Below are 15010 nucleotides of genomic sequence, written 5' to 3'. Positions count from 1 at the left end.
GCTTCGTCCCCCTCGGAAGTTTACGTATCGTGTAAACTCTCCATCGATGTCGAGACGCGCGGCCGCAAGGGAGCACGTCTCGCCGACCGACGGGAGAGGGACCGCCTCGGCAACTAGTCGTCGCTCGACGCGAAGCCGGTCGCCCCCGCCTCCGCGACGGCCGAGGCGCTCTCGGGCAGCTCCTCGCGCACGTCGGCGGCGTCCTCCTCGGTGAGCACGCGCTCGTAGGCGTCGGGCATGACCTTCACGAACGAGTCGAGCGCGGCGTCCCAGTGCTCCAGGAGCGCGCGGCCGCGCTCGGAGTCGGTGTAGGCGACGTGGTTCTCGACGAGCCGGCGGAGCATCGTGCGGTCGCGCTCGTCGAGGTCGCGTTCGAGGTGGACCATCCCGGTGTTCAGGTCGGTTTCGAGCGAGTCGTCCTCGTCGAGCACGTAGGCGATGCCGCCGGACATGCCGGCGGCGAAGTTCTTCCCGGTGTCGCCGAGGACGGCGACGACGCCGCCGGTCATGTACTCGCAGCCGTGGTCGCCGACGCCCTCGACGACGGCGGTCGCGCCGGAGTTGCGGACGGCGAAGCGCTCGCCGGCCATGCCGTTGACGTAGCACTCGCCGTCGGTCGAGCCGTACAGCGCGACGTTTCCGACGGCGACGTTCTCGGCGGGGTCGAAGCCGGCGTCGGCCGGCGTCTCGACGGCTATGCGGCCGCCGGAGAGGCCCTTGCCGACGTGGTCGTTCGCGCCGCCGACGAGGTGGAGCGCGACGCCCGAGGCGAGGAACGCGCCGAAGGACTGCCCGGCCGTGCCCCGCAGCGAGACGTTGACCGTGCCGTCGGGGAGGCCTGCCTCGCCGTACTCGCTCGCGATGGCGTTCGAGAGGATGGCCCCGACGGTGCGGTCGGTGTTCGACACCTCGGTGGCGATGCCGACGGGCTGGCCCCGGTCGAGCGCGGGCTCGGCCCCTTCGAGCAGGTCGTAGTCGAGGTGACCCGCCAGCTCGTGGTCCTGCTCGCGGACCTTCCGGCGCGGGCCGTCGCCGACGTCGGCGAGGACGGCGGAGAGGTCGAGCTTGCCGGCCTTCGGGTGGTCGGACTCCTGCTGGGTCAGGCAGTCGACCCGGCCGACCATCTCGTCGACGGTCTCGAAGCCGAGCTCGGCCATGATCTCGCGCAGCTCCTGGACGACGAACGTGACGTAGTTGATGACGTGGTCGGGGACCCCGGGGTAGCGCGCCCGGAGGTCCTCGCGCTGGGTGGCGACGCCGACCGGGCAGGTGTTCTTGTGGCACTGGCGGGCCATCACACAGCCGCCAGTGACGAGTGCCGCGGTGCCGAAGATGTACTCCTCCGCGCCGAGCAGCGCGGCGACGGCCACGTCGCGACCCGTCTTCAGGCCGCCGTCGGCGGTGAGCCGCACGCGGTCGCGCAGACCGGTCCGCCGGAGCGTCTGGTTCGCCTCCGCGAGCCCGAGCTCCCACGGCAGGCCGGCGTTCTTGATGGACGTGCGCGGCGACGCGCCGGTGCCGCCCGAGTGACCGGAGATGTGGATGACGTCGGCGTTGGCCTTCGCGACGCCGGCGGCGATGGTGCCGATGCCCGCCTCGGAGACGAGCTTGACGTTGATGTCCGCGTCCGGGCTGGCGGCCTTCAGGTCGTAGATGAGCTGCTTGAGGTCCTCGATGGAGTAGATGTCGTGCAGCGGCGGCGGCGAGATGAGCCCGACGCCGGCGGTCGACTTGCGCACGTGGGCGATCATCTCGTTGACCTTCTCGCCGGGGAGGTGGCCGCCCTCGCCCGGCTTGCTGCCCTGTGCCATCTTGATCTGCAGCTCGTCGGCGCTGGCGAGGTACGTCGCGGTGACGCCGAAGCGGCCGGAGGCGACCTGCTTGACCGAGCACTCCTTCTCGGTGTCGAAGCGCTCCGGGGGCTCGCCGCCCTCGCCGGTGTTAGCCTTGCCGCCGAGACGGTTCATGGCGACGGCGTTGTTCTCGTGGGCCTCCGGCGAGAGGCTCCCGAGGCTCATCGCGGCCGTCGAGATGCGCTCGACGATGTCCGAAACCGGCTCCACCTCCTCGATGGGGATGGGGTCGCGGTCGCTGTCGAACTCCAGCAGCCCGCGCAGGGTCTGGAGCTGCTCGTTCTGGTCGTTGATGAGCTCGGCGAACTCGCCGTAGCCCTCGTAGTCGCCGGCCCGTACGGACTGCTGGAGCGTGCCGACGGTGCCCGGGTTCCACTGGTGGTGGAGGCCGCCCGAGCGGTTCTCGTACTCGCCGGAGCGTTCGAGGGCGGGTGCGCCCTCGGCGTCGTAGGCGGTCGCGTGGCGCTCACGCAGGTCGCTCTCGATGTCCTCGATGCCGATGCCCTCCGTGCGGTTCTCGGTGCCCTCGAAGTACTCGGCGACGAAGTCGGAGTCCAGCCCGACGGCCTCGAATATCTGTGCGCCCTGGTAGCTCTCGACCGTCGAGATGCCCATCTTCGCCATCGTCTTCAGCAGCCCACCCTCCACGGCCTCGATGTAGGCGTCGATGGCCGCGGCGAGGTCCGCGCCGTCGGGCCCCTTCGTCACGTCGGCGATGGTGCGGAACGCGAGGTACGGGTTGATGGCGTCCGCGCCGTAGCCGACGAGCGTCGCGGTGTGGTGGACGGTGCGGGGGTCGCCCGACTCGACGACGAGACCCGCGTGGTTCCGCAGGCCGTTGCGCACGAGGTGGTGGTGGACCGCGCCCGTCGCCAGCAGGCTCGGGACGTGGAGCCGGTCCGCACCGCCTGCCCGGTCGGAGAGCACAACCACGTCTGCGCCGGCCTCGATGGCGGCAGCGGCGTCCGCACGGACGCGTTCGACGGCCGATTCGAGGTCGCCGTCGACGGAGAACGTGATGTCGACGACGTGGCTCTCGATGCCACCGCTCGCCTCGCCCCCGTCGAGGTCGCGAATCACGCCGAGTTCGGCGTCGGTGAGGACGGGCGAGTCGGCGACGAGCTGGCGGGCGTGGTCGGGCGACTCGCCGAGCAGGTTGCGCTGGAACCCCATCCGCGTCTCCAGCGAGGTGACGAGCTCCTCGCGGATGTAGTCGAGCGGCGGGTTCGTCACCTGCGCGAACAGCTGCTTGAAGTACGAGAACAGCGGCCGGTTGTAGTCCGAGAGGACCGACAGCGGCGTGTCGTCGCCCATCGAGCCGACGGGGTCTTTCCCCTTCTTGCTCATCGGCTCGATGAGGTTGTCGAGTTCGTCGCGGGTGTAGCCGTAGACGGTCTGGCGGGCGCGCAGCTCGCTCGCGGCGTCGTCGTCCGCGGGCGTCGGCCGCGGGTCGTCGTCGGCGTGGTCGGCGAGGCTGACCTGCTCCTCGGTGACCCAGTCGCCGTACCGCTCGTCGGCGAGCTCGTCGAACACCTCGTCGTCGGGGACGACGCGGCCCTCCTGGGGGTCCGCGAGGAACAGCTGGCCGGGCTGGAGGCGGCCGCGCTCTGCGACCTCGCTCTCGTCGAGGGAGAGCGCGCCGGCCTCGCTGGCCATCACGAGCCGGTCGTCGGTCGTCACGTCGTAGCGGCAGGGGCGCAGTCCGTTCCGGTCGAGCACCGCGCCGACCCGGTCGCCGTCGGTCGCACAGACCAGCGCGGGGCCGTCCCACGGCTCGACCAGCGACGCGTGGTAGTCGTAGAAGTCCTTGCGGGCGGGGTCCATCGAGTCGTCGCCGCGCCACGCCTCGGGGACGAGCATCCGCAGCGCGTGGGGCAGGTCCCGCGTCTGGGTGAGCAGTTCGAGTGCGTTGTCCACGCTCGCGGTGTCGGACTGGTCCGGGTCCTGGATGATGGGTCGGACGGCGTCGAGGTCCAGTTCGGCCGATTCGAGGTCCGTCTCCCGGGCCCGCATCCAGTTGACGTTGCCCTGGATGGTGTTGAACTCGCCGTTGTGGACGATTCCTCGATAGGGGTGCGCGAGGTGCCACGCGCCGAGCGTGTTCGTCGAGAAGCGCTCGTGGACCATGACGAACGTCGAGGCGACGCGCTCGTCGCGCAGGTCCGGGTAGTAGTTCGGGAGCTGTTCGCCGGTCAGGAGCCCCTTGTAGACGAGCGTCTTGCGGTCGAGCGAGCAGACGTAGAAGCGCTCACGTCCCTCGAACTCGGCCTCGTCGACGGTCTTCTCGACGACGCGTCGTGCCTCGTAGAGCGCTCGGTCGAACGTTTCGGCGTCGGTGTCGGAGCCGGCCGGGGCGACGACCGCGTGCCGGACGTCCGGCTCGGAGTCGAGTGCGGTCTGGCCGAGCCCCTCGTTGTCCGTCGGCACGTCGCGCCAGTGGAGCACGTCGACGCCGCGGTCGGCGAGTGCGGTCTCGACGAGCTCCTGCATCGGTTCGCGTTCCTCGGCAGCCTGCGGGAAGAAGAAGGAGCCGACGGCGTACGTCTCCGGCAGGTCGACCGGGAGCTCGTCGGCGAGGAACGCCTGCGGCGTCTGGAGCAGGATACCCGCCCCGTCGCCCGTGTTCGGCTCCGCGCCGGTCGTCCCGCGATGCTCGAGGTTCTCGAGGAGTTCGAGCCCGTCGGCGACGACCGAGTGGTCGCTGCCGCCGCCCAGATCCATCACCATCCCGACCCCGCAGTTGGACCGCTCGTCGTCCGGCTCCGCGAGCCCCCGGCTGGCAGGGGTGACCCGCTGTGGCTGATTCATGTGTACACGGCACACTGACTGGTATAAGAGGCTACTCCTGAATGGTTAAGGGTATTAATAACACATATAAGGCAAATTTAACTGTGGATATCCCTCCCCGGTGGGAGACCACGGAACGGGCGGCTGCGAGCAGTCTAAACCGTGATTCGACGGAGAACTGGAACGAATCGGGTGGCCGGCCAGTCAGTACGTCTTGGCGAAGTACGCGACCTCTTCGGCCGGCTCGCCACACATCGTACACTCGTTGCTCTCCAGTTCGAGCGCCTCACCGTCCTCGAGCTGGGCCTCCGGCACGTCCTCGTCGTCCATCGGGACGAGGACGATCTCGGCGTGGACCTTCTCCTTGACGGCCTCCTCGCAGGCCTCGTCGCCACACCACGGCGTCTTCACGTAGCCGCCGTGCTGGCCGATGGTGCCGAGGATCTCGTTGACGTCCTCGACCGCGCGGACGTTCTCGACGAGGTTCTCCTCCGCCGCGGCGTACAGCTTGTCGAACACCGCGTCGAGGTGCTCGTCGACGGCCTCGGCGATGTCGGCGCGGTCCTCGACGACCTCCTCGCCGTCGGGCCGGTGGACGACCGTCACTTCCTCGTCCTCGACCTCGTAGCCGCCGATCTCGAACCGGACGGGAACGCCGTTGAGCTCCCACTCGTTGAACTTGAAGCCGGGGTTGCGCTCGTCGCGGTCGTCGAGGTGGACGCGCACGCCCGCCTCCTGCAGCTCCGCGGCGATCTCGCTGCCGTACTGGAGCACCTCGTCCTTGTTCTCGTCGTTGTAGATGGGGACGATGACGACCTGCTCGGGCGCGAGCGCGGGCGGCAGCACCAGCCCCTGGTCGTCCGAGTGCGTCATGATGAGCGCGCCGAGCGCCCGCCACGACAGCCCCCACGAGGTCGTGTACGCGGTCTGCTCGTCCTCGTCCTCGTCGGTGAACGTCACGTCGTACGCCTTCGCGAACGACTGGCCGAGGTGGTGGGACGTACCGCCCTGTACCGACTTCCCGTCGGGCATCAGTGCCTCCACGCTCGTGGTCGTGTCCGCGCCGGGGAACTTGTCGTGGTCGGGCTTGCAGCCCCGCAGCACCGGAATCGCCAGCACGTCCTCGTAGAGCTGTGCGTACTGGTCCAGCCTGGTCATCACCTCGTCCCACGCACCCTCGTCGGTGGCGTGGGCGGTGTGGCCCTCCTGCCAGAGGAACTCCTTCGTCCGGAAGAACGGCTTCGTCTCCGTCGCCTCCCACCGCACGACGCTCGCCCACTGGTTCAGCCGCATCGGCAGGTCGCGGTGGCTGCGCACCCAGTCACTGATATAGGGCGTGATGATGGACTCGCTCGTCGGCCGGACCGCGAGGCGCTCCTCCAGCTCCTCGTGGCCGCCGTGGGTCACCCACGCGACCTCCGGGTCGAACCCCTCGACGATGTCCTTCTCCTGCTCCAGGTAGCTCTCCGGGATGAACAGCGGGAAGTAGGCGTTCGTGACGCCCGTCTCCTTGAACCAGCCGTCGAGGTGGTCCTGCAGACGCTCCCACAGCTCGTAGCCCCGCGGCCGCGTGACGATGAACCCGCCCATCGGCGCGTAGTCCGCCAGCTTCGCCTTCTGGACGACCTCCGCGTACCACTCGCCCGTGTTGTACTCCTTGGACTCGGTGATGCCGAGCTCCTGTTCTCCACTCATTGTCTGTACGGACTCCTGTCTGGATTATAAACCCCTTGAAGGTGTGCGACTGCGTCTGCTCGGTGACTGGGTTGTCGGAAACGATAGCACTTCGAATAGCCGGATAGCCCCGCTTGTCGTGGGAATCGGTTGGGCTGCAACCAGCCAGAAAGCCCCGAGACGCTCGGCTCCCGCGACTCGCTGCGGTCCTCACTCCGTTGCGGTCCTTGCGTCGTCGGGGTTCGCCGACCGTCTCGCCCCTTTCAGTCCCGCCCCCGCACCGCCCCCCGCCCTCACACCTCCCCAGCCTCCTGCGATGCTCGCTTCGCTGCGCTTCTCGTCCCTCGCGCGCTGGCGGCTCGACGTGCTCGCTGCGCTCGCACAGTCTCGCCAGCGCGCGCCGGTGGTGGGATGGCCAGCCGTGCGCCGCTTTCTGGCGTGGTAGGCTCACCTATCCACCCCACCCCGGTGACCATACCCAAGCCGGTTGCAGACGTGTAGACGCACGATGACATCCGGGGGAACGATGACAGGGGAGGGGTCGGCGTGAAGGTACTGACCGGCGAGTGGCGCGTCCTCGGCACGCGCTCGGACGGGAAGACGATGCTCGTCCACCCGCTGTTCGAGACAGAGATTCCCGCCGCGGTCCGTGTCGGCGAGGCCGTCGCGGTCTCGACGACGAACTACGGCGGCGGGATGCAGGACGTGGTCGACGAACTGGAGCCCGGCAACCGCGTGAAGGCGGGGGTCTACCCGGGCACGCCGGGACGGTTCACGACCGTCGAGCGCACCGACGACCAGCGGCTCGTCCTCGGCTTCCGGCCGACCCGCACGCCGGACTTCGTGGTGAACCTCTGGAACGAGGCCGTCGCGGGACACACCGCCGACGGCCCCGTCGCGGCGAGTCGCTCGCTCTCGGTCCCCGAGGGGGTCGCCGAGGTGTACGTGGCGCAGTCCACCGCGCGAGGAGACGACGACCTCTGGTGGGCGTTCGTCGGCGGAAGTGTCGACGAGTCGTTCTTCGAGTCGTTCGACACCGCACCGGGTCGCCCGGCAGAGTTCGTCGCGGGTAACCCCGGCGGCACCCCGTACTTCTGGGTCGTGAAGTTCTCGGCGCACGACACCGAGACGGCCCGGACGCTCGCCCACGCGGCCGGGCTGGTCGGGGAGGACGTCGACATCGACGCCGAGCTGGCCGAACTGGCCGACGGGCTCGGCGGCAGAGTCGTCGCATAGAGTCCGCTACTGCTCGCCGAACTCGACACCCTCGCGTAGCTCGTGGTCCAGCAGCTCGTCGCCGCCGTCGTCGAAGTGGAACGTCGCCCGGACGGTGCCGCCGTCGAGGACCTGCGGGAGCCACAGCTCGTCGTCCGGCCACATCTCGTCGTAGGGCACCGACTCGCGGGGACGCCACTCGGGGACGGCTTCCGGCGTGGTCTGGGGCGTGCCGGCCACCTCGCGGGCGACGTAGACGTGACAGAGGAAGATGTGCTCGTCGCCGAAGAAGAAGTCGAACTCCGCGCGCTTCGTGAGATCGGAGACGTCGAGCCCGGTCTCCTCGCGGGTCTCGCGGATGGCGCTCTCGCGCGGCGTCTCGCCGGGTTCGACCTTCCCGCCGGGCCCGTTGTAGAGGTCGGCCCCGAGCCCGCGTCGCTTGCGGATCATCAGGAGTTCGTCGTCGGGCGCGAGCGGGAGGTCGCTCCGGACGGGGTAGCAGACGGTCGCCTCGTCGCGGTCGTCGGCCATACCTGCCTGACGGCGCGTCGCTCAGTTAGCTCTGTCGCCCTCGGAACGGTCACCGCTGGTCGGCCGCCGTCCGTTTCCGTGGGCCTGCCCGCGCCGGTCGACGTACCAGACGAGCGCGGCGACGGGGACCGCCACGAGCGACGGCCAGAGACTCGAACTCAGGTAGACGTCGAGCGACGGCAGTCGCGCCCACGTCAACGGGTAGAGGTACGGCGGGGCGACGCCACCCGCGCGGATGACCATGTAGTCCATCGAGACGTGGAGCCACGCGCCGCCGAGCAGTGCGGCGAGCGCGACACGGCGTTCCGACCGGTCGACGAGCATCGCACCCGCAACCGCGAGGCAGGTGACGACGCCGACTGTCTGGAGGGCGTCCCACGATCCGGTGACGCCCGCGAGCGTCACCTGTGTATCGCCGGTCACGAGGGAGCCCTTCGCGAGGTCGGGGGCGACGGCACCCGCAACCGCGAGCGGAACGTGCCGACGGGCCAGCCACGGCAGGTACCACGAGGCGACCGTGGCGACGACGAACGCGGCGAGGACGTGGGTGAGCAGGTCGCTCACTGCTCGTCACCTCCGCCCACTCTCGGCGTGAGCACACCCCGGCCGAGGTCGGGCCGCCAGTACAGCAGCAGGGACCCGAGCGCCCACAGTGCAGCGAGCGCGGACGCCACGAACATGTACGTGCGGTTCTCGCCGTGGGAGACGACGACGCGCTCGGCGGCGATGCGGTGGTCGGGACGGACAGTGCCGGCGACCTGCACCTGGTCGTTCGACCCGATGTCCGCGCCGGGGTCGACGCCCGTCACGACGACCTCGGTGTCCTCGGGGCCGAACGTGCCGACGAAGCCGTCGTCGGTCACCTCGACGACGACCAGCCAGAGGAACACCGCCTCCCCGTGGAACGCGTCGAAGTCGGCCGTGAGCGCCCGGTCGCCCGGGTACGTCCCGCGCTCGTCGGCCTGACTCGCGTAATCGACGGCCAGCCAGCCGGCGGCGACGAGACAGCAGACGACCACGAGGAGTCGGACCAGCGGGCGCTCCATCTGTCTCGCTCCTACTCGCGGGGGGCTGGTAGCTCCTTCGGGTCGGAACCGGGTCGGCGGTGTCAGTCGACCGCGAACGGGCTCTCGCGCTCGTTCCAGCCCCAGCCCGGGATGCGCTCCTGGGTGCCGGCGGCGAGCGCGGCGTCGAGGTCGTCCGCCCCGGCAGCCTCGCCGGCGTCGCCGTGGGTCACGATGTCGGCGTAGTGGAACGTCGCCTCGCCGAGCATCCGGAGCGGCTGGCTGCCCGCGATGGTCGCCGCCAGCTCCCGCCCGAGCAGCTCGTCGACGACGAAGCCGGGGTAGTCCCCCTCGACGTCGAGGTCGCGCAGGAGCCCGACCAGCGCGGCCACGTTAACCGCCCGGTCGCCGTCGGCGAACGTCTCGTCGACGACCGCGACGTACTGCTGTTCGGTCACCGGGTCGACGTCGATGTCGAACGTCTCGCCGAGGTCACCACGCACCCGGTTCGTCAGTGGGACGACCTCGTCGGCCCGGTCGCGGACCCACTCGTACTCCCGCTCGACGACCGCTTTCGTCACCTGCATGGTAGGCGGTACGGACGGCCCTGCCCTGAGTATTGCGAAGGCTTTTATAACATCGGTGGCATACGACCGAGTAAGCGGGTTCTCCCCGAGACCTCCCGACCAGCAAGCGCCCGGGACGGACTCGAACCGCAGTTTCCACCGACAATGTCTCGATACGACACGCGCGACAACGCACGTCACCAGTCCGACAGCAGTGCGGACCACGTGAGGTGTGGCGGTCCCGTCCGAGTCGGACGGGGTGGGTCGTGCCGACGGTCGGCCGGAACGGGCGGACAACGCCGCCTGGACGCGAGCGAATTTCTCGACATATGAGTTCCGTAGACCGACAACTCGAAGAACTGGAAGCAGAGATCAAGAGCGAGATACCGAGCGACATCTCGGTGTCCGCCGTCAAGTACGAGGGACCGGAGCTGGTGGTGTACACGCGCGACCCCAAGAAGTTCGCCCAGCAGGGCGACCTCATCCGCCGGCTCGCCTCGAAGCTCAGAAAACGCATCACGGTCCGACCGGACCCCGACGTGCTCTCCCCACCGGAGTCCGCACGCGAGCAGATCATGGAGGTCATCCCCGAGGACGCGGGCGTGACCGACCTCGACTTCCACGCCGACACCGGCGAGGTCGTCATCGAGGCCGCGAAGCCCGGCATGGTCATCGGCCGCCACGGCTCGACCCTGCGCGAGATCACGAAGAAGGTCGGCTGGACACCGGAGGTCGTCCGCACGCCGCCCATCGAGTCCTCGACGGTCTCGAACGTCCGCAACTTCCTCAAGCAGGAGCGCGACGAACGCCGCCAGATCCTCGAACGCGTCGGCCGACAGATCCACCGCGAGGAGATGTCGAACGACGAGTACGTCCGCATCACGACGCTGGGCTGCTGTCGCGAGGTCGGGCGCGCCGCGTTCGTCCTCTCGACCCCGGAGACGCGCATCCTCATCGACTGCGGCGACAAGCCCGGCGCAGAGGACGAGGTTCCGTACCTCCAGGTGCCCGAGGCGCTCGGCGCGGGCGCGACCAACATCGACGCGGTCGTCCTTACCCACGCCCATCTCGACCACTCCGCACTGCTGCCGCTCATCTTCAAGTACGGCTACGACGGCCCCATCTACACGACCGAGCCGACCCGTGACCTGATGGGCCTGCTCACGCTCGACTACCTCGACGTGGCCGCGAAGGAGGGCCGTGCGCCGCCGTACGAGTCCGAGATGGTGCGCGAGGCCATCAAGCACACCATCCCGCTGGAGTACGGCGACGTGACCGACATCGCGCCCGACGTGAAGCTCACGTTCCACAACGCGGGCCACATCCTCGGCTCCGCGGTGTCGCACTTCCACATCGGCGACGGCCTCTACAACGTCGCGTTCTCCGGCGACATCCACTACAAGGACACCCGCCTGTTCAACGGCGCGGTGAACGACTTCCCGCGGGTCGAGACGCTGGTGCTCGAATCCACCTACGGCGGCCGGAACGACTACCAGACCGACCAGGAGGACTCCGAGCGCAAGCTCATCGAGGTCATCAACGAGGCCCACGATCAGGACGGGAAAGTCCTCATCCCGGCGTTCGCCGTCGGGCGCTCACAGGAGATCATGCTCGTGCTGGAGGAGGCCATGCGCAAGGGGAAGATTCCCTCGATGCCGGTCCACCTCGACGGGATGATCTGGGAGGCGACGGCCATCCACTCCACCTACCCCGAGTACCTCCGCGACGACCTCCGCGACCGCATCTTCCACGAGGACGAGAACCCGTTCCTCGCCGAGGAGTTCAACCACATCGACGGCGGCGAGGAGGAGCGCCAGGAGGTCGCCGACGGCGGCCCCTGCATCATCCTCTCCACCTCCGGTATGGTCGAAGGTGGCCCCATCATGTCCTGGCTCCGCCACGTCGGCAGCCAGGAGGACTCGAAGATGGTGTTCGTCGGCTACCAGGCCCAGGGGACGCTGGGTCGCCGCATCCAGAACGGCTGGGACGAGATCCCCATCAACGACCGCGGCGGCAACGGCGGCCGCTCGAACACGCTGAAGCTGAAGATGGACATCGAGACGGTCGACGGCTTCTCCGGTCACGCCGACCGGCAGGGCCTGGAGGACTTCGTCCGCACGATGAACCCCCGCCCCGAGAAGGTGCTCTGTGTCCACGGCGACGAGTCCTCCGTACAGGACCTCTCTTCCGCGCTCTACCACGAGTTCAACATGCGGACGTTCGCGCCGAAGAACCTGGAGACGTTCCGGTTCAAGTAACGCGTTTCCGCGACCGACGGTCCCGGCAGAAGACACTTACCCGTTCTCGCAGTTGCTCGACGTGATGCCCTCCAGACGCGCGTTCGTCGCGAGCGTCGCCGCGGCCGCGACCACCCTCGCCGGGTGTGCCGGCATCGGCGACGACCGACCGACCGGCGACAGTCCGCCGTCGACGGAGCCCACGACGAGCGCGGCCCCGACGACGGGACCGACGACCGTCGACGACCCCGCCGTCCGAGCGACGATAGTGGACGAGTTCGGCGCGTACGACTCCATCCGGGTCCTGCCCGAGGGGCTGCGGACGCTCCTCCTCGACGCCGCGCACGACGACGAGGCGGTCCGCGGTCACTACCCGATGCTCGTGAACCAGCCGCCGTCGCCCGACCTCGCCGCCTTCGAGACGGTCGAACTCCGCAACACCGACGGCGTCGACGGCACGTACTCCGTCGACGTGCAGGCGGGCGGGCGCTACCGGATGCAGTTCGATGCCGCACCCGCCGAGTCGGTGCCCGACGACGCGACGGTCGTCGACGGGAGCGAGCTCACGGGCGCACAGCGCGAGTTCGTCCGGAGCGCGACCGGGAGCGACTCCGCCGAGGTGTACCCCGAGACCGAGCTCGGGACGTGGGCCCGGACCGTCCTCGACGAGGGCTACGTCCGCCTCGACGGCGAGGTGTACGCCGGCCGCGAGCGCCAGCAGACCGACGCCGAGTTCTTCGCCGACAGGGTCTGGTACGTGCTCTCGCTGGAGCCGACCGACGCCGCCGACCCGCCGGTGCTCGACTGCGAACCCGTCGAGTCGGGGCTGGCCGAGGCCGTCGCGGGGGTCTTGGAGGACGACCAGGGCGAGCCGAGACTCGTCGAAGGGCCGTCGTACGCCCTCGTCCAGCTCGCCAGCGAGACCGACGCCGTCATGCTCCACAACCTGACCCTCCGGCTGAGCGTCGAATAGTCCCGACGCTCAGCCACGCGTCGCCTCGGAACGTTTTCGACCCCGGAGCGTCTCGCCGGGCGTATGTCCACCTCGCCAGTCGTCTTCGCCCTGCTCGCGATGGTCACGTGGGGGCTCTGGGCGGTCCTCGCGGACGCCGCGACGCAGAGCACCTCGCCGACCGTCGCGATGATCGTCTCCTACCTCGTCGGCACCGCGCTCGCCGGCGCGTACGTCCTCACCCGCACGGACCCGGTCACGTACACCCGCGAGGGGGTCCTGCTCGCGGTCGCGGCGGGCGTGTTCTCCGGTATCGCCGCCGTCGCCTTCTACGCCGGGCTGGAGCGCGGCAGCACCGGCGTCGTGACGACCGTCTCGGCGCTGTACTTCGTCGTCGCCGCGGTGCTCGGCGTGCTGCTGTTCGACGAGCCCGTCACCCTCCAGCGCGTCGGCGGCGTCGGCTTCGCGTTCGCCGCCGTGGCGCTGCTGGCGAACTGACCCGGTGGCCAGGACTCGTCAGTACGGGGTCGATGCCCGGTTGCTCCCGAAACCCACAAGTGCGAACTGACCCTCGCTCAGGTAGTGCGACGAAGATACCGGCAGGTGGCCGTTCTGGTCGCAGTGCTCTCGCTGCTCGTGCTCGCACGACTGACCGTCGGGGGCGACGTGCCGGGCCTCCTCGCGGCCGTCGAGAACGACGTGCTGTTCGTCCTCATCCTCGCCGTGGGCTACGTCGTCAGACCGTTCCTCGCCGTTCCGGTGACGGCGTTCACCCTCGTCGTCGGCTACCGGTTCGGCTGGGCCGGCCTCCCCATCGCGCTGGCGGGCGGCGTGCTCACCGCTCTCCCGGCGTACTACGCGGGCCGGTGGTACAAGCGCGACGACGGGGTCCTCGGCTGGCTGCGGCGCTCCGGCGACGAGATCTTCGACGCGACGGGCGACCTCCGGGGCACCATCGCGGGCCGGCTCTCGCCAGCGCCCGCCGACGCGGTGGCCTACGGCACCGGACTCGCGGACGTACCCCTCGGCACGTTCCTCCTCGGGACGTTCATCGGCGAACTCCCGTGGATCCTCACCATCATGGCCATCGGCGTCTCCGCGCGGAACGTCACGACCGGCAGCTCCGTCGACCCGCTCGTGCTCGTCGGTGCCGGCGTGCTCGCCCTCGCGCTGGTCGCCCGGCCGCTGTACCGCCGGTTCCTCGAACGTCGCGCGTCGTAGCAACTATTAACTCGAATCCGCGTTATCTTGCACACATGGATTCCAACGCTCCCGCGCCAGGCACTGCCGACCCGCTCGGCATCCACGGCGTCGTCCCACCGACGGTGACGGCGTTCCACGACGACGAGTCGGTCGACTACGAGGGGACGGCCGCCCACGCCCGGTTCGTCGTCGAGGGCGGCGCACACGGCGTCTTCCCGCTCGGCACCAACGGCGAGTTCGCGATGCTCTCCGGCGAGGAACGCGACCGCGTCGTCCGTGCGGTCGTCGAGGAGGTCGGCGACGACGTGCCCGTCATCGCGGGCGTCGGCGCACCCAGCACCCGCCGGACCGTCGCCCGCGCCGAGGCCGCCGCCGACGCCGGTGCGGACGGCATCGTCGTGGTGACGCCGTTCTACTACCCGCTCGACGGCGAGGGTGCCGTCGAGCACTACCGCCGCGTCTGCGACGCCGTCGACCGCCCGACCTACGTCTACCACATCCCCTCGAAGACCGGCAACTCGCTCGCGCTCGACACCGTCGCCGAGCTCGCCGAGATTCCGAACCTCGTCGGCGTCAAGGACTCCAGCAAGGACGTGCCGTGGCTCGGCCAGGCCATCGACGACAACCCCGAGCTGACGTTCCTCTCGGGGTCGGACTCGCTGCTGTTCCCCGGGCTGGAGGTCGGCTGCTCGGGCATGGTCTCGGCCGTCGCGAACGCCTTCCCCGAACTCGTCGTCGACCTGTACGAGGCCTACGACGCCGGCGACGAGGACCGGGCGCAGGAGCTCCAGAGCAGGGTGTACGACGTTCGGTCGGCACTGAAGCGCGGCCCGTACATGGCTGGCGTGAAGGCCGCCCTCTCGCTGCAGGGGTTCGACGCTGGGCCGTTGCGGAGCCCACTCCGGCGGATGGATGCTGCTGACGAGGCGGCGCTAGAGGACGAGCTTCGTGAACTCGGACTGCTAGACGGCTGAGTCTGTGCGGCTGT

Annotated in this window: 12 protein-coding genes; 6 read left to right on the top strand and 6 right to left on the bottom strand. The window is 69.5% G+C overall.

Features of this window, described 5'->3' with window-relative positions:
* Positions 1-113: 113 nt before the first annotated feature.
* Complete coding sequence (gltB, locus tag NOW55_RS10030; RefSeq protein ID WP_256399960.1) at positions 114-4661, bottom strand: glutamate synthase large subunit; 4548 nt, start codon at positions 4659-4661, stop codon at positions 114-116.
* A 183-nt stretch (positions 4662-4844) separates the two neighbouring features.
* The gene (gene proS / locus NOW55_RS10025) at positions 4845-6335 is read right to left on the bottom strand and encodes a proline--tRNA ligase (protein WP_256399959.1); all 1491 of its coding nucleotides are present in this window, start codon (positions 6333-6335) and stop codon (positions 4845-4847) included.
* Between the two features lie 525 nt (positions 6336-6860).
* Here proS and NOW55_RS10020 point away from each other — a divergent pair.
* Entirely contained in the window at positions 6861-7550 is a 690-nt protein-coding gene (locus NOW55_RS10020) for a hypothetical protein (RefSeq protein WP_256399958.1), read from the top strand.
* A gap of 6 nt (positions 7551-7556) precedes the next feature.
* On the opposite strand, the gene NOW55_RS10015 is transcribed toward NOW55_RS10020, so the two are convergent.
* From NOW55_RS10015 to NOW55_RS10000, 4 genes are all read right to left on the bottom strand, one after another.
* Positions 7557-8060 (bottom strand): 8-oxo-dGTP diphosphatase, encoded by a 504-nt coding sequence (locus tag NOW55_RS10015; protein WP_256399957.1) that lies wholly within the window; start codon positions 8058-8060, stop codon positions 7557-7559.
* 21 nt (positions 8061-8081) lie between these two features.
* On the bottom strand, positions 8082-8624 hold the full coding sequence (locus tag NOW55_RS10010; protein WP_256399956.1) for a hypothetical protein: 543 nt from the start codon (positions 8622-8624) through the stop codon (positions 8082-8084).
* On the bottom strand, positions 8621-9106 hold the full coding sequence (locus NOW55_RS10005) for an OB-like fold-containing membrane protein (protein WP_256399955.1): 486 nt from the start codon (positions 9104-9106) through the stop codon (positions 8621-8623). The genes NOW55_RS10010 and NOW55_RS10005 overlap by 4 nt, the downstream gene beginning before the upstream one ends.
* A gap of 62 nt (positions 9107-9168) precedes the next feature.
* Positions 9169-9651: a DUF7984 family protein gene (locus tag NOW55_RS10000; RefSeq protein WP_256399954.1), complete on the bottom strand. Its 483-nt coding sequence runs from the start codon at positions 9649-9651 to the stop codon at positions 9169-9171.
* Positions 9652-9959: 308 nt separating this feature from the next.
* Here NOW55_RS10000 and NOW55_RS09995 point away from each other — a divergent pair, with 308 nt between their 5' ends.
* The 5 genes from NOW55_RS09995 (at position 9960) to NOW55_RS09975 (ending at position 14996) form a co-directional block, all read left to right on the top strand.
* Positions 9960-11888, top strand: a complete 1929-nt coding sequence (locus NOW55_RS09995; RefSeq protein ID WP_256399953.1) for a beta-CASP ribonuclease aCPSF1 — start codon at positions 9960-9962, stop codon at positions 11886-11888.
* A gap of 64 nt (positions 11889-11952) precedes the next feature.
* The gene (locus NOW55_RS09990; protein ID WP_256399952.1) at positions 11953-12840 is read left to right on the top strand and encodes a DUF7979 domain-containing protein; all 888 of its coding nucleotides are present in this window, start codon (positions 11953-11955) and stop codon (positions 12838-12840) included.
* Positions 12841-12903: 63 nt separating this feature from the next.
* Complete coding sequence (locus NOW55_RS09985) at positions 12904-13317, top strand: EamA family transporter (RefSeq protein ID WP_256399951.1); 414 nt, start codon at positions 12904-12906, stop codon at positions 13315-13317.
* 84 nt (positions 13318-13401) lie between these two features.
* Positions 13402-14040, top strand: a complete 639-nt coding sequence (locus NOW55_RS09980; RefSeq protein ID WP_256399950.1) for a TVP38/TMEM64 family protein — start codon at positions 13402-13404, stop codon at positions 14038-14040.
* Between the two features lie 35 nt (positions 14041-14075).
* Positions 14076-14996, top strand: coding sequence for a dihydrodipicolinate synthase family protein (locus tag NOW55_RS09975; RefSeq protein WP_256399949.1), 921 nt, complete (start codon positions 14076-14078; stop codon positions 14994-14996).
* The last annotated feature ends 14 nt before the right edge of the window (positions 14997-15010 follow it).

The sequence above is a fragment of the Haloarchaeobius litoreus genome, assembly GCF_024495425.1.
Lineage (GTDB): Archaea > Halobacteriota > Halobacteria > Halobacteriales > Natrialbaceae > Haloarchaeobius > Haloarchaeobius litoreus.
The sequence above is the reverse complement of the archived record's forward strand: the minus strand, read 5'-3'. Positions and strand labels throughout refer to the sequence as shown.

Coding starts and splice junctions, on each gene's coding strand:
- gltB (WP_256399960.1), bottom strand. CDS start 4,661: ATGAATCAGCCACAGCGGGTCACCCCTGCCAGCCGGGGGCTCGCGGAG.
- proS (WP_256399959.1), bottom strand. CDS start 6,335: ATGAGTGGAGAACAGGAGCTCGGCATCACCGAGTCCAAGGAGTACAAC.
- NOW55_RS10015 (WP_256399957.1), bottom strand. CDS start 8,060: ATGGCCGACGACCGCGACGAGGCGACCGTCTGCTACCCCGTCCGGAGC.
- NOW55_RS10005 (WP_256399955.1), bottom strand. CDS start 9,106: ATGGAGCGCCCGCTGGTCCGACTCCTCGTGGTCGTCTGCTGTCTCGTC.
- NOW55_RS10000 (WP_256399954.1), bottom strand. CDS start 9,651: ATGCAGGTGACGAAAGCGGTCGTCGAGCGGGAGTACGAGTGGGTCCGC.
- NOW55_RS09995 (WP_256399953.1), top strand. CDS start 9,960: ATGAGTTCCGTAGACCGACAACTCGAAGAACTGGAAGCAGAGATCAAG.
- NOW55_RS09990 (WP_256399952.1), top strand. CDS start 11,953: ATGCCCTCCAGACGCGCGTTCGTCGCGAGCGTCGCCGCGGCCGCGACC.
- NOW55_RS09985 (WP_256399951.1), top strand. CDS start 12,904: ATGTCCACCTCGCCAGTCGTCTTCGCCCTGCTCGCGATGGTCACGTGG.
- NOW55_RS09975 (WP_256399949.1), top strand. CDS start 14,076: ATGGATTCCAACGCTCCCGCGCCAGGCACTGCCGACCCGCTCGGCATC.